An 18443-nucleotide genomic window follows, 5' to 3' on the forward strand; every position below is an offset into this window, starting at 1 on the left:
AGGACCCCTCATGCTGGATCACGAAACCATTCGTTCGTTTATCAAGGTTGCCGAGTGCCAAAGTTTCTCCCGCGCGGCGGAGCTGCTGCACAAAACCACCGCCACCATCAGCTACCGCATCAAAACGCTGGAAGAGAGCATCGGCACGCAGCTGTTTATCCGCACCACCCGCACCGTCAACCTGACGCCGGCCGGAGAGTATTTGCTGGAACGCTGCCGCCAGTGGCACACCTGGCTGGACGCCATGCCGGGCGAGCTGCGGCAAATCAACGACGGCGTAGAGCATCAGGTGAACATCGTGATCAACAACCTGCTGTACGACGCCGCCGCCGTAGCCGGGCTGTTAACTCACCTGCACGACAAATACCCGTTCACCCAATTCCACATTTCCCGCCAGGTGTACATGGGCGTGTGGGACGCGTTGCTGAATGAGGATTGCCATCTGGCGATCGGCGCGGCGGGCAACGAATCGCTGGAAAACAGCATCAAGGTGCTGCCGCTGGGCAAAATAGAGTGGGTGTTCGCTATCGCGCCGACGCACCCGCTGGCCGCCGCCGCCGATCCGCTGAACGAAACGCAGCTGCGCCCTTACGCCGCGATCAACGTCGAAGATACCGCACGCCATTTGGCCAAGCGCACCGCCTGGCTGCTGTCGGGCCAGCAGGAAATCAAGGTGCCGGATCTGCGCACCAAGCTGGAGTGCCATCTGCGCGGTCTCGGGATCGGTTTCCTTCCGCGCCGGCTGTGCCAAACTTATCTGGAGAGCGGCGAGTTGGTGGCCAAACAGCTCAAATACCCGCGCCAGTCTTCTCCCCTGTCGCTGGCCTGGTCCGATGCTCGCGGCGGCGAAGCAGTGCGCACCCTTATCAACCTGTTCCAGACGCGGGATCCGCTGATCGCGGGTTTGATCGGCGCTCTGGATTAAGTCGCGGTATCGGTAGGCATTTTTCCGGCGCTGACGTAATATCTGTTTACATATGTCTGACAGGAGGTTTGCATGCTTACTTTTATCCCCATCGTGATCGTCGTCGCGCTGATTGTGGTGTTCGCCGGCGTCAAAATTGTGCCGCAGGGGTTCCAATGGACGGTAGAACGCTTCGGCCGCTACACCAAAACGCTGATGCCGGGCCTGAACCTGGTGGTGCCGTTCATGGACCGCATCGGCCGTAAAATCAACATGATGGAACAGGTACTGGACATTCCCTCGCAGGAGGTGATTTCCCGCGATAACGCCAACGTCGCCATCGACGCGGTGTGCTTTATCCAGGTGGTCGATCCGGCCCGCGCCGCCTACGAGGTCAGCAACCTCGAACAGGCGATCGTCAACCTGACCATGACCAACTTCCGCACCGTGCTCGGCTCGATGGAGCTGGACGAAATGCTGTCGCAGCGCGACAGCATCAACAGCCGCCTGCTGCACATCGTCGATGAAGCGACCAATCCGTGGGGGGTGAAAATCACCCGTATCGAGATCCGCGACGTGCGGCCGCCGGCGGAACTGATCGCCTCGATGAACGCCCAGATGAAGGCCGAACGGACCAAACGCGCCGACATCCTGGAGGCGGAAGGGGTGCGTCAGGCGGCCATTCTGCGCGCCGAAGGGGAGAAACAGTCGCAGATCCTGAAGGCCGAGGGCGAACGCCAGTCGGCATTCCTGCAGGCGGAAGCGCGTGAACGCGCCGCTGAGGCCGAGGCGCGCGCTACCCAGCTGGTGTCCGACGCCATCGCCAGCGGCAACATTCAGGCGGTGAACTACTTCGTGGCGCAGAAATACACCGACGCGCTGCAGAAGATCGGTTCCTCCAACAACAGCAAAGTGGTGATGATGCCGCTGGACGCCAGCAGCCTGCTCGGCTCGATCGGCGGCATTACCGAACTGCTGAAAGAAAGCAAAGGCAAATAATCATGCTCGAACTGATCGCGGCGAATCCGCTGTGGTTTTGGCTTTCCCTCGGGGGCGTGTTGCTGGCGGCGGAAATGCTCGGCGCCGGCGGCTACCTGCTGTGGAGCGGCGTGGCGGCGCTGTTGGTCGGCGTGCTGATCTGGCTGCTGCCGCCGCTTTCCTGGGCGTGGCAGGGCATGATCTTCGCCGTCCTGACCGTCGTCGTCGCCTATCTGTGGTGGTACTGGCTGCGCCGGCGCCCGGCGGCCGCATCCGGCGGTTCGCCGGTGCTCAACCAGCGCAACCGCCAGTTGATCGGCACCCGCGCCACGCTGACGGAGCCGATGCACAACGGTATGGGGCGCATCAATATCGGCGACAGCAGCTGGCGCGCGCAGGCGGCAGAAGATCTGCCCGCCGGCACCGAAGTGGAAGTGGTGGCGGTGGAAGGCGTCACGCTGGTGATCCGCGCCATCGGCCGCTAATTTGAACGACAGCATCCTGCCAGGTTGTTGATGATGGGGCACTCCGCCCCCTCGTCGCCCGGGCATTGGTCGGCCAGCGTCACCAGGCGCTGGCGCATTTCGCCCAGTTCGCTGATGTGCCTGTCGATCTCCGCCACCTTCTGCAGCGTGCGCGCCTTCACGTCGGCGCTGTGGCGGGCCGGATCGTTGAACAACGCCACCAGCTCGCGGCACTCGTCCAGGTTGAAGCCTACCTGCCGCGCCTGGCGCAGCAGCGTCAGCTCTTCAACGTGCCTGGCGGAATAATGGCGGTAACCGTTATCGCTGCGGATCGGGGCGGTAATCAGCGCTTTCTCTTCGTAAAAACGAATCGTTTTGCTGGTTAACCCGGTTTTTTTCGCGACGTCGCTAATATTCATTTTCCCTCCTTGACCTTACCCTTGCTGGAAGGTTTAAGCTCCATTCTTAGTGAAAACAGGTCCGGCGGTCAACCTTTAAACACCGCCTTTTAAGCAAGGAGTTCAATCATGTCACACACCACTATGCTGGCATTGCAGGGGCTGTCCTGCATGAACTGCGCGCAGCGGGTGAAAAAAGCCCTGGAAAGCCGCAGCGATGTCGAACAGGCGGACGTTAACGTGCATTACGCCAAAGTGACCGGCGACGCACCGGACAGCGCGCTGATCGACAGCGTGATCGCCGCCGGTTATCAGGCCGAAGTCGCGCCGCGCGCCGATACCGAACTGCAGCTGAGCGGCCTGAGCTGCATGCACTGCGTCGGCACTACCCGCAAAGCGCTGGAAGCGGTGCCGGGCGTGTTCGCCGCCGACGTCGCTATCAACAGCGCGAAAGTGTACGGCGATGCCGATCCGCAGGCGCTGATCGCCGCGGTGGAAGATGCCGGTTATCACGCCGGCGTAGCGGGCGCCGCCGCCCCAAAAACTGAGCCGTTGACTGACGCAACACCTTCGTTGCCGGACGTTCAGCCAGCGGCGCAATCTCCCCTTCCGGCAACCGACGGCGCGGACGACAGCGTACAGCTGCTGCTCAGCGGCATGACCTGCGCCAGCTGCGTCAATAAAGTGCAGCAGGCGCTGCAAAGCGTTCCCGGCGTAGAACACGCGCGCGTCAACCTGGCGGAGCGCAGCGCGCTGGTGACCGGCGCCGCCGATGCGCAGGCGCTGGTGGCGGCGGTGGAAAAAGCCGGCTACGGCGCCGAAATGATTCAGGACGAGACCGAACGCCGCGAGCGCCAACAGCAGACCGCACGCGCCAACATGAAGCGCTTTAGCTGGCAGGCGGCGCTGGGTCTGGCGTTGGGTATCCCGCTGATGGCCTGGGGGCTGTTCGGCGGCAGCATGACGCTGACGCCGGAAACCCAGCGCCCCTGGCTGCTGGTCGGCGTCATCACCCTGGCGGTGATGGTGTTCGCCGGCGGGCACTTCTACCGCAACGCCTGGCGCGCGCTGATGAACGGCAGCGCCACCATGGATACCCTGGTGGCGCTCGGCACCGGCGCCGCCTGGCTCTATTCGATCGCCGTCAACATCTGGCCCGATTTCTTCCCGATGGAGGCGCGCCACCTCTATTACGAGGCCAGCGCGATGATCATCGGTTTGATCAACCTCGGCCATGCGCTGGAGCAGCGTGCTCGCCAGCGTTCTTCGCAGGCGCTGGAGCGGCTGCTGGATCTGACGCCGCCTACCGCACGGCTGGTGACCGACGACGGCGAGCGCGATATCCCGCTGGCGGAGGTGCAGCTCGGCATGACGCTGCGGCTGACCACCGGCGATCGCGTGCCGGTCGACGGTGAAATCGTGCAGGGCGAAGTCTGGCTCGATGAAGCGATGCTGACCGGCGAAGCGGTGCCGCAGCAGAAAGGCCCCGGCGATACGGTGCATGCCGGGACGGTGGTCGACGACGGCAGCGTGCTGTTCCGCGCCGCCGCCATCGGCAGCCAAACTACGCTGGCGCGCATCATCAAACTGGTGCGCCAGGCGCAGAGCAGTAAACCGGCGATTGGCTAACTGGCCGATCGCGTCTCGGCGGTGTTCGTGCCGGCGGTGGTGGCGATCGCCCTGTTCAGCGCGGCGATATGGTACTTCTTCGGCCCGCAGCCGCAGCTGGTCTACACGCTGGTGATCGCCACCACGGTGCTGATCATCGCCTGCCCGTGCGCATTGGGATTGGCGACGCCGATGTCGATCATCTCCGGCGTGGGCCGCGCGGCGGAGTTTGGCGTGCTGGTACGCGACGCCGACGCCCTGCAGCAGGCCAGCCAGCTGGACACCCTGGTGTTCGACAAAACCGGCACCCTGACCGAAGGGAAGCCGCAGGTGGTGGAGATCCTGACCTTCAATCAGGTCAGCGAACGGCAGGCGATCGGCTGGGCCGCCGCGCTGGAGCAAGGCTCCAATCACCCGCTGGCGCGCGCCATCATGGAACGCGCCGCCGGGCAAACGCTGCCGCAGGTAGCGCAGTTCCGCACCCTGCGAGGCGCCGGCGTCAGCGGGGAGATCGACGGCGTGCAGTTGCTGCTGGGCAACGCCGCGCTGCTGGAGCAGCATCAGGTCGCGACCGCCGAACTGGAAGCGCCGATGCGCGACCAGGCCGAACGCGGCGTGACGCCGGTGCTGCTGGCCGTTGACGGTAAACCGGCCGCGCTGTTCGCCATTCGCGATCCGCTGCGCGAGGACAGCGTCGCGGCGCTGCAGCGCCTGCACCAGCAGGGGTATCAGCTGGTGATGCTGACCGGCGACAATCCGGTGACCGCCAACGCCATCGCCAAAGAGGCCGGTATCGATCGGGTGATTGCCGGGGTGCTGCCGGACGGCAAAGCGGCGGCGATCAAGCAGCTGCAGGCGCAGGGCCAACGTGTGGCGATGGTCGGCGACGGCATCAACGACGCCCCGGCGCTGGCGCAGGCCGACGTGGGCATCGCGATGGGCGGCGGCAGCGACATCGCCATCGAGACCGCCGCCATCACCCTGATGCGCCACAGCCTGCACGGCGTGGCGGATGCGGTGGAACTGTCGAAGGCCACGCTGCGCAACATGAAGCAGAACCTGTTCGGCGCCTTTATCTACAATACGCTGGGCATCCCGATCGCCGCCGGCGTGCTCTACCCGCTGACCGGCGCGCTGCTCAGCCCGGTGGTGGCGGGCGCGGCGATGGCGCTGTCGTCGATTACCGTGGTCAGCAACGCCAACCGGCTGCTGCGTTTTAAACCCAGGAAGTGATCTCAGGGGCGCCGTCATGGCGCCCCGCCGTTTTCCGGGCTTTCCTGCGCGGCGGATAGCGTTTAGCATGAATGACGATTTTTCCTCGCCTTTCATGCTGAAACGCGCACCCGTTATTCAGGAGCCACGCCGTATGGGTCAACTGTTACGCCGCCTCGCCGCCTTCCTCGGCCTGATCTCGCCCAAACGATACGCTTATCCGGCGCTGGACATCACTCTGCCGGGCGATCGTCGGCTGCATCTGGTGGGCAGCATCCATATGGGCACCGTCGATATGTCGCCGCTGCCGGCGCGGCTGGCCGCCCGGCTGCAGCAGGCCGACGCGCTGATCGTCGAGGCCGATATCACCGATTCCGCCTCCCCTTTTGACCACGCAGAACAGCAGCCGGCGCTGGAACAGCGCCTGTCCGCCGAAGAATATCAACGGCTGCTGGCGCTTTGCCACGAGCTGGGCGCCGATCCGCACGCCTTCGCCACCCTGCCCGGCTGGCAGGTGGCGCTGATGATGCAGGCGCGCCAGGCTCAGCGTCTGGGGCTACGGGCGGAGTACGGCGTGGACTATCAGCTGCTGCAGGCCGCCCGCGCGCATGACAAACCGGTGATCGAGCTGGAAGGGGCACAGCAGCAGTTGGCGATGCTGGAACAGCTGCCGGAAGGCGGCATCGCGCTGCTGCGCGATACGCTGGAGCACTGGCACACCAACGCGCGGCTGCTGCAAACCATGGTGAGCTGGTGGCTGGACGCCAAGCCGCGCGGCACGCTGGACACCCTGCCCGCCACCTTCAGCGCCGGGCTGTACGATGTGCTGATGCATCAGCGCAATCGCGACTGGCGGCATCAGTTGGAGGCGCTGCCGGCGGGTGACTATGTGGTGGCGGTTGGCGCATTGCACCTGTACGGCGAGGATAACCTGCCGGCGATGCTGCAGCCACAGGGCTAAAAAAGAGGCCAATATCGCTATTGGCCAGTCAAAGAGGAATTTCTTGTATTCTAGTTATACGCATAGCAACCGTGTTAACGGTTACAGCAAACAGGGTAGCAACCCGGTGAATATCTTGGCAACCCGCTTTATGTAACAGCCGCTCAGGTTGCCGTACAGGTTGGATTTTTGTATTTTTAAGACTGGTTATCACCCTTCCCCTACAGGGACATTCTGGACAACACATCATGACGCCCGCAGTCGTTCTGCTTGAGAAACAAAAGGTCGCCTTTACCCTTCATCCGTATCACCACGACAGCGACGAAACCAACTTCGGCCACGAAGCGGTGAGAAAGCTGGGGCTGGATGCCGATCGGGTTTACAAAACGCTGCTGGTGGCGCTGAACGGCGACGCCAAACATCTGGCGGTGGCGGTCACGCCGGTCGCCACCCAGTTGGATCTGAAAAAGGTCGCCCGCGCGCTCGGCGCCAAAAAGGCCGAGATGGCCGATCCGCAGCTGGCCCAGCGCGTCACCGGGTATCTGGTGGGCGGCATCAGCCCGCTGGGGCAGAAAAAACGGCTGCCGACGGTGATCGACAGCCCGGCGCAAGCGTTCGCCACCATCTACGTTTCCGGCGGCAAACGCGGGCTGGACATCGAACTGGCCGCCGCCGATCTGTGCCGCCTGCTGGCCGGCAGCTTCGCCGACATCGCCAAGCGCGACTGACGCCGCCTTCTCAGCGGCACACCACCGTGGCGTCACAGGCCGCCAGCGTCTCGACCAGGCGATCCTCCAGCGCTTTCACCTCTGCGCCGGGCACCAGGTAGTTGTTGCTGATGATAGCGAACGCCAGCGGCCGCCCGGTCGCCGAGTCGACATAGCCGCTGAGCGACGATACCCCGGTCATGGAACCGCTCTTGGCGTGGGCGCGGCCGGCAGCCGCGCTTTTCACCATGCGGCTCCGCAGCGTGCCGCCCACCAGCAGCCCCGGCTGGCCCGCGATGGGCAAGGCGTTATACCAGTCGGCGAACCACGGCTGTTTTCTGGCCGCCAGCAGCAGCGTCGTCAGCTGCTGCGGCGTGATCTGGTTCATGCGCGACAGCCCGGAACCGTCCACCTGGCGGTACGCGCCGGCCTCGATGCCCTGGCTTTGCACAAACCGGCCGATCGCCTGCAGGCCGGCGGCCCAGTCCCCCTTGCCCTGCGTCTTGCGGCCCATCGCTTTGGTCAATACCTCGCCGTAACCATTGTTGGACACTTTCAGGAAGGTGACGGCCAATCGGGAGAGCGGCGGCGAGGTTTTTTCCGCCAGCAGCCGGGCACCCGCAGGGGTCACGCCTTCTTCAGCATTGCCGCGCAGCGTGATGCCGTGCGCGCGCAGGGCATTTTGCAATAAGGCGCCAACCACACGGGCGGGCTGATCGACGGTAATCAAGCGTGAGCTGGCCTCCGCCTGCGCGGCGACGGTGCCGCTGACCACGATTCGGTTGCTGCCCGGCTGGCGATCGAACGTCAGTGCGGTGTCACCGCCGGTGGTGGTGCGGTTGACCAGCGTCACCGCGTCATTGGCGGGATAGAAACTCACCCGCCCTGGCGCACCGGCGCGGGCGCCCGGCTGCACGTCCACCTGCACCACGTTGATATCGCCGCCGGGGGTAAAGGCGTAGTTCAGCGCCGAGATCGGCGCGGCGAAGGCGAAGGGTTCATCGTCCCAGCTCCAGCCGGAGCCGAATGGCGTTTGATCGAACGCGCTGGCGTCCAGGATCAGCCGCCCATGGATATGGCGAATGCCGCGCTGCGCCAGCGTGGCGGCAAAGGTGTCGAGATCGTCCGGGTGCAGCGTCGGATCGCCGCTGCCCTGCAGATAGAGATCCCCCCGCAAGGTGTCGCCGCGCTGCTCGCCGGTGGTCAGCAGCCGGGTTTCAAACCGGTAATCCGCCCCCAGCACGCCGAACGCCGCCAGAGACGTGAACATCTTCATGTTGGAAGCCGGCGCCAAACGCTGCTCCGCCTGCGCCTGATACAGCACGGTGCCGCTCTCGGCGTCGCGCACCATCACGCCGCTCGACGCCCCAATCAGCGCCTTGTCCTGGCCGAGGGCCGTCAGCGCCTGGCTAAGCGTTTGCTCATGACGTTGGCCGGATGACGAACACCCCGCCAGCGCCAGGATGGCGGGCAGCAGCCAGCCTGCGGTTTTCAACATGTCATCTTCCTGCTTGCGTTATCAAAACCAAATTGCCGCTCAGGCTATCATTAGAAGGCGGCGACGTCCTGTTTTCCATTCGCTGAACAAAGATTTTTGCCTGTTGATATTATAAAACAAACAATAATAAGAATTGCTAAACAATCCAGGCAATAAAGTTTGAATATGAACTATATTATGTGAAACAACCTTTAATATAATGTTAATGTTTTTAATGTGTCGTGTTGACAATATACAAAGCCAAAGCTATCGTTACTCCCCATTAAAACCCACAACCTATTATTAATAACAATTTACTTATATGAATTTTAAAATGTGATCTCACTCACTGACTTCCATAGGGAATAACACGCCATGTCTGCAAAAACAGGGCCCGATGGTCATCATGTTATTTTTGATGGCGCGGGCATCGGTGACTTTTGTCCTGAAACGTCGCTGCTTGAAAACTTTGAAAGATTAAATATCGACATCCCCAACCTATGCCGAAAGGGGAGGTGCGGCTGTTGCAAATTACTTCTAATCAGCGGAAATATACGCCATGAAAAACAGAGTGCCTTATGCGAAGAGGAGTTAGAAGAGAATATTATTCTAGCCTGCTGTGCCTATTCACAATCGGATATTGAAATAGAACTCTATTAATAAGGATTAACCGATGAGCCTCATTGAAACCACGTTGAAAAAATGGGATCGCGCCGCGATTGTCCGCTCCCGTCCTCGTCGCCTTCTCAACGAACAGGACAGCCAATCAACCCTTTTCTTCCCCTTGGAACGTCTGCCGCTGTGCCTCCATCCGCGCGTTGCCGCGCTCGGTGAACAAGCATTGCGCTATATTCAGGTGCAAACCCTCTACCACTACCTGAATGGCATCGCCAACATCGAGTTGGATATCATCAATGATTCCAGTTACAAGCTCTACAAAAACGCGGTCGGCGTAGACTTTCCGCTTGAAATGCGCTTAGACGCGCTGACCGTGGTCGTGGATGAGTCCTATCACGCCCTGGTGGCGCTGGATCTGATCAATCAGGTAGAGCAGATGACGTCCATTGCGCCGCTGCCGATGCCAAAAGACACCGAGGCTTCCTATGCCCTGGCGCAATCGTTGGCAATGGGGGACGAACGGCTGCGCGAACTGCTGCGACTGGTGTGCGTGTCTCTGTCGGAGCAGGCGCTGACGACCGATCTTATCGATGTGATCAACAACGAAGATATTTTCCCGACCTTCTATCTGGTGATGAAAGATCACGTTGCGGATGAAGGCCGCCATGCCCGCTTCTCACAGCAGGTGCTAAGCCATATCTGGCGCCACAGCGACGCGGCGACCAAGCAAGCGTTGCAACAACCGATTTTGGCTTTCCTGGAAGGCTACGCAACCGACGCTATCGCCAAAGATTTCAGCGCCTGCATGTTGCGCCAACTCGGTCTGGCCGAAGCGGAAATTATCGACATCATCGCAGATACTTATCCAGCAACGCATGTTAAACCGTGGGAAACCAATAATATCGTCACGGAACAAATGCTGGTGGCACTGAATAAATCAGGCATTCTGGCCGATTTGCCTATCGCCGATGCGCTGCATGCAAAAATCTAATTAACCGGCATAAAAAGTCAGCACCCTTTGATATTCCGCAAGGGAAATCATTATTCTCAGGAAGCAAAAATGGAATTACTTCATATTGGCTATTTCGGCGACAGTGCCTGCGGTAAATTATTAACAGACGAAATCCAGGAATACGGCCATCAGGTTAGTTTTATCAGTCTCGAACGCCGTCCAATCGAAAAATTCGATCTTATTATCACCACTGAAAATAACGCTGAAACAATACGACGGCTGCAACAGCAGGGAAAAAATCTGCTGACGATCGTAACCAATAAAAAAAATATTAGCGACATTGATACCCTGCAAAACCAAGAACACTTTTCTCTGTACTTTAGCTCCGCCGGCCAAACCGCTTATCTGTGCGACGCGCTGTCCGATATGGCCGCAGGCGCCCAACTTCCCCTGCTGCAGGAAAAGCTTGTCGACATTGTGGTCGAGCTTTCGCGTGGCGGCTTACCGCACGCGCAAGACACTCCCTACCGTTTGGCGCGTAAATACTATGCCGAATCACCGACGCGCATGCGCGAGTTGACCGCATTGCTGATGGAACGCCTTGGCGATCAGATGCAGGGGCGTTGCGGCAGCGATCTCTGCCATCTCACCTGGCAACCCGGCGCCGACTTCCATACGCTGCCGGTGGCGGACATCACGTCCCCCGCACAGCTGCAACATTTCTTCTTTAATGAAACCGGCGCGCTCAAACAGGGGCGCTATGCCCAGCCACGAGCGATGGTCGACGTAGCGGCTTGCGGTGACGGCACTCAGCTTACCCTGTATGGCGACGACATGCGTTTCAACGCGTTCACCGACTATCTTGACGCGCTATTGGCAGATCCGGCCGATCCCGTCGCCGCGCCCATTGTTACTCAACCTCAAACGTTGCATCGCCTGAGCCAATTCAACGCAACCGACGATGCCAAGCTGCTGGCGCACGACGTCATCGCTTTGTTCCGCCACGCCGCCGCCGCTCATCCGCAACAGGCCGCGCTGCATGCCGATGGCCAGATATACAGCTATGGCGAGATCGATCGCGCCTCGGATCAGTTTGCCTGTTGGCTGCTTGAACACAGCGGGGCCGCCAGCTCGGTCGTCGCCGTCTCGATGGACAAGTCAGCGACGCTGCTGATCGTGCTGTTGGGGATACTGAAAAGCAATAAAACCTATGTACTGCTCGATCCGCAGGCGCCAGCGGCGCGCAATCAAAGCATTCTTGACGACGTGCAGCCTGCGCTGATTTTGGCCGACTCGCCGTTGCACTCCGGCGACGCGCCGTGCATTGCGCCATCAAGCATTGACTACCGTTCGCTGAACATCCATGCGGAGCAACTCCCTCAATCGCGAGACGCACTGGCCTACGTCTGCTATACCTCCGGGACGACCGGCAAGCCCAAAGGCGTCATGATAGGGCGTGAGGGCCTGAGCAACGTGGCGCAAAACCACCGCGATTTCATTGGCCTGGCGCAAGGCAGTCGCGTGCTGGCCATCGCCTCGCTGGGTTTCGACGCCTTCGGCTGGGACGTCTATGGCGCGTTGGTCAGCGGTGCGACGCTTTATCTGGCGCCCTCGGAGCTGCATACCGATGTCGGCGCGCTGCACGATTATCTGACTCGACACGATATCGGCCATATCACTATTACACCGGCAATTCTGGAATTGTTGCCCCGCAAGATGTGGCCGGGACTGCGGACAATGATCGTCATGGGAGACGCACCGCCAGCGGACGTCGTCACCTGGTGGGCCGAGCGCACCCGATTGTGCAACGGTTACGGGCCGACCGAGGCTTCCATTGCCACTTCGCTGTGCGAGTATCGTCCAGGCGTTCCCTGGAACTGCATTGGCAAACCGCTGAAAAACTACCGTTGTCACATCCTTGATCCCCACCACAATCCACTGCCGGTCGGTTTTGAGGGCGAACTGTGCATCGCCGGCAGCGGCCTGGCGCACGGTTACCTGCATCAAGAGGCGCTGAGCGCAGAGAAGTTCATTACCTGTCGGCTACCGTATATGGCGGCCGAAGAGCGCCTTTATCAAACCGGTGACATCGCCAAATGGGACGAACAGGGCAACATTATTTTCGTCGGCCGCCGTGATCACCAGGTGAAGATACGCGGTGTACGCATCGAAATGGGTGAAGTGGAAAGCGCCGTCCGCAGTCACCCCCTGGTTGAAAGCGCCTGCGTGGTGGCTCGCAGCCAGCCCTCGGGCAAAATTCTCGCCGCCTTCGTACAACCCGCTTCGCCTGAGCTGACGATCGACGCGCTGCGTCACGCGTTGGTCACACAGCTCCACCCCGCCGCGATCCCCAGCGTCTTTATTTTCTTGCCGGCGCTGCCGCTGACCATCAATGGCAAGATCGCCCGTCAACAGTTGGAAAACTGGCCGCTGGATGAACGAAATGAGCGCCTGACGCCACCGGAAACAGAAACTGAGGCCATTCTCGAGCGCATCGTGGCCAACGCCATCGGCTGTCCGCAAGCCGACGTCACACAGGAGTTCATCAACCTGGGCGCACACTCGCTGACAATGAGCAAAATCGTCGCGCTCGTCGCACGCGATCTTTGCTGCCACCTGAGCATCGCCGATCTGTTCCGCCATAATACGGTACGCAAACTGGCCGAATATATCGAGAATAAGGCCGTTGCCGCGGAGCGCGCCATCGCGATCTGCGACGAACGCCGCGCGCCGCTCAGCCCTCAGCAGAACCTGCTCTGGTACCTGAGCGCATTGAATCCTGACGACTGCAGTTACAACCTGCCGCTGGCGATAGACATCCAGGGCTCGCTCGATCTGGCGCGCTTTGAACAGGCGATCAATTTTATCTATGAAAAACATGAAAGCCTGCGCACTCGCTTCGCCGAAACCGACGGTGTCGCCTATCAGTTGGCAGAACCGCATACCCCGATTCGTCTTGCCGACCACTGGGTGGAAGGCCAAACGCTGTCGGCAGAGAAGTGGGTGCGCCAACTGTGTGCCACGCCTTTCGACATCACCGCTCGGCCGCCGCTGGTGCTTCGGCTGGTACAGTATCATCAGCAGCACCATGTTTTGATTTGGGTAAAACACAACATAATTACCGACGCCTGGAGCGAACAGCTGATCCTTAACGATCTGTGGCAGCGCTATAACGAGCTCGACGATCACAATGGGTTTGACGCGCCGCAACCGCAGATCCAAACCATTGACATCGTCAACAGCGGCATCGCACCACCTGCGCCGGCGGATGTCGCTTACTGGCAACAGCAACTGCAAGGCTGCCGCGAACTGGACTTCCCGCTGGATAAACCACGCCCGCTAATGCCGACACATGCCGGAGAACGCATCCATTATCAGCTGCAGCCCGACGTGGCCGGTCTGCTGGCGTCACGGGGCAAAGCGCTGGGCGCCACGCCTTTCGCCTTGCTCTGCGCGGCATTAAGTTTACTGCTCAGCCGTTATACCCAGCAGCAGGATATCGTCATCGGCACCGCCATTGCAGCGCGGGACAACCTGGATCAGGCGCAGGTCAGCGGCTTCCATGTCAATACCGTACCGCTGCGTATCCAACTGAGCGAACAGGACACCCTGGCCGAGCTGATCGGTAACATGATGGAAACCTGTATCGGCGCCTATCAGCATCAGCAGCTCTCGTTCGACCGGATCTTGCACCAGATCGAATACGAGCGGATGTCGAACAAAAATCCGTTATTCCAAATCATGGCGATCCTGCAGAACGCCGGCGACGTATGCCAACAAAACCTGCACGATTGCACGCTGCATCGCTTGCCGCTTTCGTCCGGCTTCTCGATGTTCGATATGACCTGGAACTTTAGTGTGGAACAGGACGCCGTCGCCATCGAACTCGATTACGCCAGCGAACTGTTTTATCCCGCCAGCATGCAGATGCTGTTGGACAACTATCAGCAAACGCTGCGGCAACTGCTCACCCTGCCGGCCAACACGGCGCAGCGTGCCCTCAACCCGCTATGCGAACGGGAACAACATTGGCTGCAACAGTTGGCCGTCAGCTCGGACGCAGGTTCAGGTGACTCGCTGCTGGTGCAAATTGATCGCTTGGCACAAACCCAGCCTGACAGCCTCGCCGTCAGCTGCGAACGGCAACAGTACAGCTACCGTCAGCTGTGGGCACAGTCTGAACGCATCGCGCATGCATTGCAGCGCATCGACAGCAAGCCTTTTTCGGTCGGCGTCATGATGGAGAAAAGTTGCCACGTCGCCGTACTCCTGCTCGGCGTGCTGAGAGCCGGCAAACACTACGTGCCGATTGACGTACACTACCCGGCCGACCGCGTGAGCTACATGATCGAGAACGCGCAAGCCCGGTTGCTGGTGACCGATGGTGAGCCAGAACAACGTTGGGCCAGTCCCGCCGTCGGTTTCGACTCGCTGGTTTCTCAACCTGCAGCGGCCGACACATTGCCGATCCCAGCCGACGATACGCTGGCCTACATCATGTACACCTCAGGCTCAACCGGTAACCCCAAAGGCGTGATGATCACCCACGGCAACCTGAACAATTTCACCCACGACTTCGTCGGGCGGCTGGCGCTGAGCGCGAGCGATAAGGTGCTCAGCCTGACCAGCATCAGTTTCGATATTTTTGGGTTGGAACTGTTCTGCTCGCTGGCCGGCGGCGCGCACGTCACGCTGTGTCCACGAGAAACCGCCATGGATCCGGTCAAGTTGTATCACTTTATCGAGCGACAGCAGCCCAGCGTGATTCAAGCGACACCTACCGTCTGGAGCACCATCGTCCACCATCTGCCGGCGGCGGGCCAGCGCCCCCTGACCGTGCTGTGCGGCGGCGAGAAGATGCCGGCGGCCTTGTTGACGCAATTGCGACGCATCGCGACACGGGTGCTGCAGGTGTATGGCCCGACGGAAACCACCATCTGGTCGACCTGCGCCGATCTGACTCACGAAGGCGCGAGCGACTGTATCGGCACGCCGATACAGTCGACTGACGTTCTGGTCATGGATCAGGCCGGCAACCCGATGCCAAGCGGCGCATTTGGTGAGCTATGGCTGGGCGGCGCAGGGGTATCACCGGGGTATTGGCGCAACCCGACGCTGAGCGATAAGGTCTTTCTACGGCGCCAGGCGTTCGGCACCGAGCGCTATATGTACCGCACCGGCGACATTGTGCGGTTTAATCGTCAGGGGCAGCTGGAATACCTCGGCCGGAACGATCACCAGGTCAAAATTCGCGGCCACCGCATCGAATTGAGCGAAATCGATCTCAGTTTATCCTCTCTCGACAATATCGAGCGGTCGCTCAGCTTAATTGTCGATGAAGGCCAGCAGGCCCGCATCGTCAGCTACCTGCAGTTAACGCCGGGAGAGGAGCTGAATGAAAAAGCGGTGCGCACGGCGCTGAAAGCTCGCTTGCCGAATATCATGATCCCGTCCGGTTTTGTGGTGCTGTCGGCCTTCCCGCTCACCAACAACAATAAAATCGACATTCGTCGGCTACCGGCGCCGGAAACCCGCTACTCGGCTTCCGAAGCGGACTACACGCCTGCGGCCAACGAGGCGGAAAGCGCCATGCAGCATATCTGGCAACAAGTCTTGTCGCAGACGCAGATCAGCGTCTGCGACAGCTTCTTCAGCCTGGGTGGAAATTCACTGCAGATCCCGCAACTGCTGCACGCCATTCGTCAACAGATGGGCGTCTCGCTGACTATCCGCGAATTCATCATGCACAGCCAGATCCGCGAACTCACCGCGCTGGCCTTGAGCAAAACTGCCGGGGTCGCCGATGAAACGCATTGAGGTGTACCACCATGGACGTTGTCATCACCTTGACTACCGAGAGCCGCTGCGGCTCTCGGCCAGGCTGGACTTCACCGATAACCCGACCAACCTTTATGGCGTGGCCCCCGCCGATTCGGCGCCGCTGAGTTACGGCGATACCGTCGCCAGCGTGCGTCATGGCGGGGTCTGCAACGCCGAGCGTATCAGCCTGGTGCCACACTGCCACGGCACGCACACCGAATGCATCGGCCATATTCTTGCTGAAACGCACAACGTGGCGGATTTGCCGCTTGAACCGTTCATCGCCGCCACCCTGATTCGCGTCAGGCCGCAACGCGCGGACGGGACCACGGAGAGCTATAACGCCAGCGCTGCCTCTGAAGATTGGCTGATTACCCAGGCGGCGCTCGATGACGCGCTGGCGCCGTTGTCGGGCGACTACCTGCAGGCTTTGGTGATAGCGGTCGAGACGCCGAGCGATTTCCGCGCCGCAGCCTATGCGCCCTACTTCAGCCATCAAGCTCTGGCGCGCATCGTCGAACTCGGCGTCCAGCATCTGTTGGTGGATATTCCGTCGATCGACCGGCTATACGACGGCGGACGCATGGACAACCATCGCCGTTTTTGGGGGCTTGATGCCCCCGACAGGCCGCACTCCGGGCGCAAATACGCCTCCGTGACCGAGCTGATTCAGGTTCCCGCGCACGCCGCGGCGGGACACTATTTTCTGACCATTCAACTGCCGGATCTGAGCGGGGATGCCCTTCCCAGTCGGCCCGTCCTATTTTCGTTTTCTACAGGGAAAGTGACATCATGAATTACGCCAGCTATCTGCAGCTAAACCAGCTGCTGTCACTGCAACAGCCAGCCTCGCCGTCTGCGGAACACCGCAATGAAAACTTGTTTATCATCACTCATCAAACCTACGAGCTCTGGTTCAAGCAGTTGATCGATGAGCTTCATCTGGCGATTGCGCTGATCGAAGAAGGAGATATACCGGCGGCGATCGAAACGATGACGCGCGTCAATGCCATTACCCAAACCGTGGTGAATCAGATCGCCGTGATTTGCACGCTGAAGTTTCATGAATTCCAGCGTTTTCGCAGCTATCTCGGCACCGCCAGCGGTTTCCAATCCTACCAGTTTGCCGGCATAGAAGCGCTGCTCGGCAAGGAAAACCCAAAGAAACTACAACAGTATCAAGGTGATGAAGAGGCACAGCGCCGATTGGCGGCTATTATCCAACCGGTTTCCCTATGGCAGGCGATACGCGGCCACCTGATGCGTCTCAATGACCAGCCCAATCAGGCGGCGCAAGGCTTCGACGACATCATCAGGCAATCGCTGACGCGTTCAGGCTGCGAATCGCTGCTGCTCAACCAACTGCTTGATTTGGATTCACTGCTGCAAGAGTGGCGTTACCGCCATGTGAAACTGGTGGAGCGTACGATCGGGCAGCGGAAAGGTACCGGCGGTTCATCGGGTTCGGACTATCTTAAATCTACGCTGTTCACGCCGATCTTCGATGAATTGTGGAACGCCATCAACTGAGTGCATTCCCTTAACGCCAAGGAAGCTCAGGCTTCCTTGGCACCCCTGAAAATACGGATTTTCGCCATGCATTGCACCCACTTCCCCAACGCCCCCCTCGGCCTGAAACCGCTGACGCCGGGTCGCCAGGGCAGCCTGCGGCTGATCGCTTTTCCCCACGCCGGCGCCGGAGCCACTGCCTTTCAGCGATGGAGCCCCACGTTGCATCAGGACATCGAACTCTATGCCGTGCAATACCCCGGTCGAGAGGAGCGGGCGCACGAAGCGCCGCTCTGCCAACCCCAATCGCTCATCAATCAACTGATACCGGCACTGCAGCCACTGCAGGATAAACCGCTGATCTTTTTCGGCCACAGTCTTGGCGGACGGGTTGCGCTGGCGTTAGCGATGGCGCTGCCCCAACCGCCGCTGCAGTTGATCATTTCCGCCAGTTCATCGCCCTTTCTTGCGCGCCACAGCCAGTTGCTGAGGATGCCTCGTGCCGCTTTGCTGAATGCGCTTTGTGCCGGCGAGGGCCTGGATGAGTCTCTCATCGGCGACAGCGCGCTGGTCGATTACTATCTGCCGCTGATCCGTGCCGATCTGTTGCTGTCCAGCCAATTGCTTTTCCCTGCGCAACCGGGTTACCACGCCCCGCTGGCGATGTTCTATGGTGAAAACGACGAGTTGATCGATCGGCAGGATTTGCTCGACTGGCGCCGGATCGCGCAAGGCGATTTTCAGCAGCGCACTTTTGCCGGCGGACATATGTATATCACCACGCAGCGCGAGGCGGTGATAGCCGGCGTTCACCAGTTGCTGGCGGGCCGCCTGAGCGAACCGGCCAGCCGGTAAC

At 60.4% G+C, this 18443-nt stretch carries 13 protein-coding genes and 1 pseudogene; 12 read left to right on the forward strand and 2 right to left on the reverse strand.

The genetic code is table 11. From position 1 onward, the window contains the following. The first annotated feature begins 10 nt into the window (after window positions 1-10). The 3 genes from allS to ACF8MC_RS08325 all read left to right on the forward strand — a co-directional run bounded on the left by allS (window position 11) and on the right by ACF8MC_RS08325 (window position 2367). Complete coding sequence (allS, locus tag ACF8MC_RS08315; RefSeq protein WP_033653232.1) at window positions 11-925, forward strand: HTH-type transcriptional activator AllS; 915 nt, start codon at window positions 11-13, stop codon at window positions 923-925. A 72-nt stretch (window positions 926-997) separates the two neighbouring features. Next, window positions 998-1903 (forward strand): SPFH domain-containing protein, encoded by a 906-nt coding sequence (locus tag ACF8MC_RS08320; protein WP_004940203.1) that lies wholly within the window; start codon window positions 998-1000, stop codon window positions 1901-1903. A 2-nt stretch (window positions 1904-1905) separates the two neighbouring features. Continuing rightward, on the forward strand, window positions 1906-2367 hold the full coding sequence (locus ACF8MC_RS08325) for an NfeD family protein (protein ID WP_033637369.1): 462 nt from the start codon (window positions 1906-1908) through the stop codon (window positions 2365-2367). On the opposite strand, the gene cueR is transcribed toward ACF8MC_RS08325, so the two are convergent. Then, complete coding sequence (gene cueR, locus ACF8MC_RS08330) at window positions 2364-2765, reverse strand: Cu(I)-responsive transcriptional regulator (RefSeq protein WP_033637368.1); 402 nt, start codon at window positions 2763-2765, stop codon at window positions 2364-2366. The two genes, ACF8MC_RS08325 and cueR, sit on opposite strands and share 4 nt — an antisense overlap. A gap of 108 nt (window positions 2766-2873) precedes the next feature. On the opposite strand from cueR, the pseudogene copA reads away from it, so the two are divergent. From copA to ybaK, 3 genes and pseudogenes are all read left to right on the forward strand, one after another. Continuing rightward, window positions 2874-5585, forward strand: a pseudogene (copA, locus tag ACF8MC_RS08335) (copper-exporting P-type ATPase CopA). A gap of 133 nt (window positions 5586-5718) precedes the next feature. Then, complete coding sequence (locus ACF8MC_RS08340) at window positions 5719-6525, forward strand: TraB/GumN family protein (RefSeq protein WP_060418281.1); 807 nt, start codon at window positions 5719-5721, stop codon at window positions 6523-6525. Window positions 6526-6752: 227 nt separating this feature from the next. Then, entirely contained in the window at window positions 6753-7232 is a 480-nt protein-coding gene (ybaK, locus tag ACF8MC_RS08345; protein WP_164105035.1) for a Cys-tRNA(Pro)/Cys-tRNA(Cys) deacylase YbaK, read from the forward strand. A 10-nt stretch (window positions 7233-7242) separates the two neighbouring features. Here the strand turns inward: ybaK and dacB are convergent, their stop codons facing one another. Then, on the reverse strand, window positions 7243-8709 hold the full coding sequence (gene dacB / locus ACF8MC_RS08350; RefSeq protein WP_314235253.1) for a D-alanyl-D-alanine carboxypeptidase/D-alanyl-D-alanine-endopeptidase: 1467 nt from the start codon (window positions 8707-8709) through the stop codon (window positions 7243-7245). Between the two features lie 354 nt (window positions 8710-9063). On the opposite strand from dacB, the gene ACF8MC_RS08355 reads away from it, so the two are divergent. From ACF8MC_RS08355 to ACF8MC_RS08380, 6 genes are all read left to right on the forward strand, one after another. Beyond that, on the forward strand, window positions 9064-9348 hold the full coding sequence (locus ACF8MC_RS08355; RefSeq protein ID WP_071883774.1) for a 2Fe-2S iron-sulfur cluster binding domain-containing protein: 285 nt from the start codon (window positions 9064-9066) through the stop codon (window positions 9346-9348). Between the two features lie 13 nt (window positions 9349-9361). Further along, a complete protein-coding gene (locus tag ACF8MC_RS08360) occupies window positions 9362-10297 on the forward strand; it encodes a diiron oxygenase (protein ID WP_033647255.1) in 936 nt (311 codons plus the stop codon). Window positions 10298-10366: 69 nt separating this feature from the next. Next, a complete protein-coding gene (locus ACF8MC_RS08365) occupies window positions 10367-16075 on the forward strand; it encodes a non-ribosomal peptide synthetase (protein ID WP_164105037.1) in 5709 nt (1902 codons plus the stop codon). Then, on the forward strand, window positions 16062-16874 hold the full coding sequence (locus ACF8MC_RS08370; RefSeq protein WP_164105038.1) for a cyclase family protein: 813 nt from the start codon (window positions 16062-16064) through the stop codon (window positions 16872-16874). The genes ACF8MC_RS08365 and ACF8MC_RS08370 overlap by 14 nt, the downstream gene beginning before the upstream one ends. Further along, on the forward strand, window positions 16871-17608 hold the full coding sequence (locus ACF8MC_RS08375) for a tryptophan 2,3-dioxygenase family protein (RefSeq protein WP_033647260.1): 738 nt from the start codon (window positions 16871-16873) through the stop codon (window positions 17606-17608). The genes ACF8MC_RS08370 and ACF8MC_RS08375 overlap by 4 nt, the downstream gene beginning before the upstream one ends. Next, entirely contained in the window at window positions 17609-18442 is an 834-nt protein-coding gene (locus tag ACF8MC_RS08380) for a thioesterase II family protein (protein ID WP_392423250.1), read from the forward strand. It begins immediately after the preceding gene. The last annotated feature ends 1 nt before the right edge of the window (window position 18443 follow it).

It is taken from the genome of Serratia sp. LACPHL-BACT-2024-00286, from assembly GCF_043109535.1.
Classification (GTDB): Bacteria; Pseudomonadota; Gammaproteobacteria; order Enterobacterales; family Enterobacteriaceae; genus Serratia; species Serratia sarumanii.

Excerpts from the sequence above, each read along its gene's own strand:
- allS (WP_033653232.1), top strand. The coding sequence starts at position 11 with ATGCTGGATCACGAAACCATTCGTTCGTTTATCAAGGTTGCCGAGTGC.
- ACF8MC_RS08355 (WP_071883774.1), top strand. The coding sequence starts at position 9,064 with ATGTCTGCAAAAACAGGGCCCGATGGTCATCATGTTATTTTTGATGGC.
- ACF8MC_RS08320 (WP_004940203.1), top strand. The coding sequence starts at position 998 with ATGCTTACTTTTATCCCCATCGTGATCGTCGTCGCGCTGATTGTGGTG.
- dacB (WP_314235253.1), bottom strand. The coding sequence starts at position 8,709 with ATGTTGAAAACCGCAGGCTGGCTGCTGCCCGCCATCCTGGCGCTGGCG.
- ACF8MC_RS08360 (WP_033647255.1), top strand. The coding sequence starts at position 9,362 with ATGAGCCTCATTGAAACCACGTTGAAAAAATGGGATCGCGCCGCGATT.
- ACF8MC_RS08325 (WP_033637369.1), top strand. The coding sequence starts at position 1,906 with ATGCTCGAACTGATCGCGGCGAATCCGCTGTGGTTTTGGCTTTCCCTC.
- ACF8MC_RS08340 (WP_060418281.1), top strand. The coding sequence starts at position 5,719 with ATGGGTCAACTGTTACGCCGCCTCGCCGCCTTCCTCGGCCTGATCTCG.
- ACF8MC_RS08375 (WP_033647260.1), top strand. The coding sequence starts at position 16,871 with ATGAATTACGCCAGCTATCTGCAGCTAAACCAGCTGCTGTCACTGCAA.
- ACF8MC_RS08370 (WP_164105038.1), top strand. The coding sequence starts at position 16,062 with ATGAAACGCATTGAGGTGTACCACCATGGACGTTGTCATCACCTTGAC.
- ACF8MC_RS08365 (WP_164105037.1), top strand. The coding sequence starts at position 10,367 with ATGGAATTACTTCATATTGGCTATTTCGGCGACAGTGCCTGCGGTAAA.
- cueR (WP_033637368.1), bottom strand. The coding sequence starts at position 2,765 with ATGAATATTAGCGACGTCGCGAAAAAAACCGGGTTAACCAGCAAAACG.
- ybaK (WP_164105035.1), top strand. The coding sequence starts at position 6,753 with ATGACGCCCGCAGTCGTTCTGCTTGAGAAACAAAAGGTCGCCTTTACC.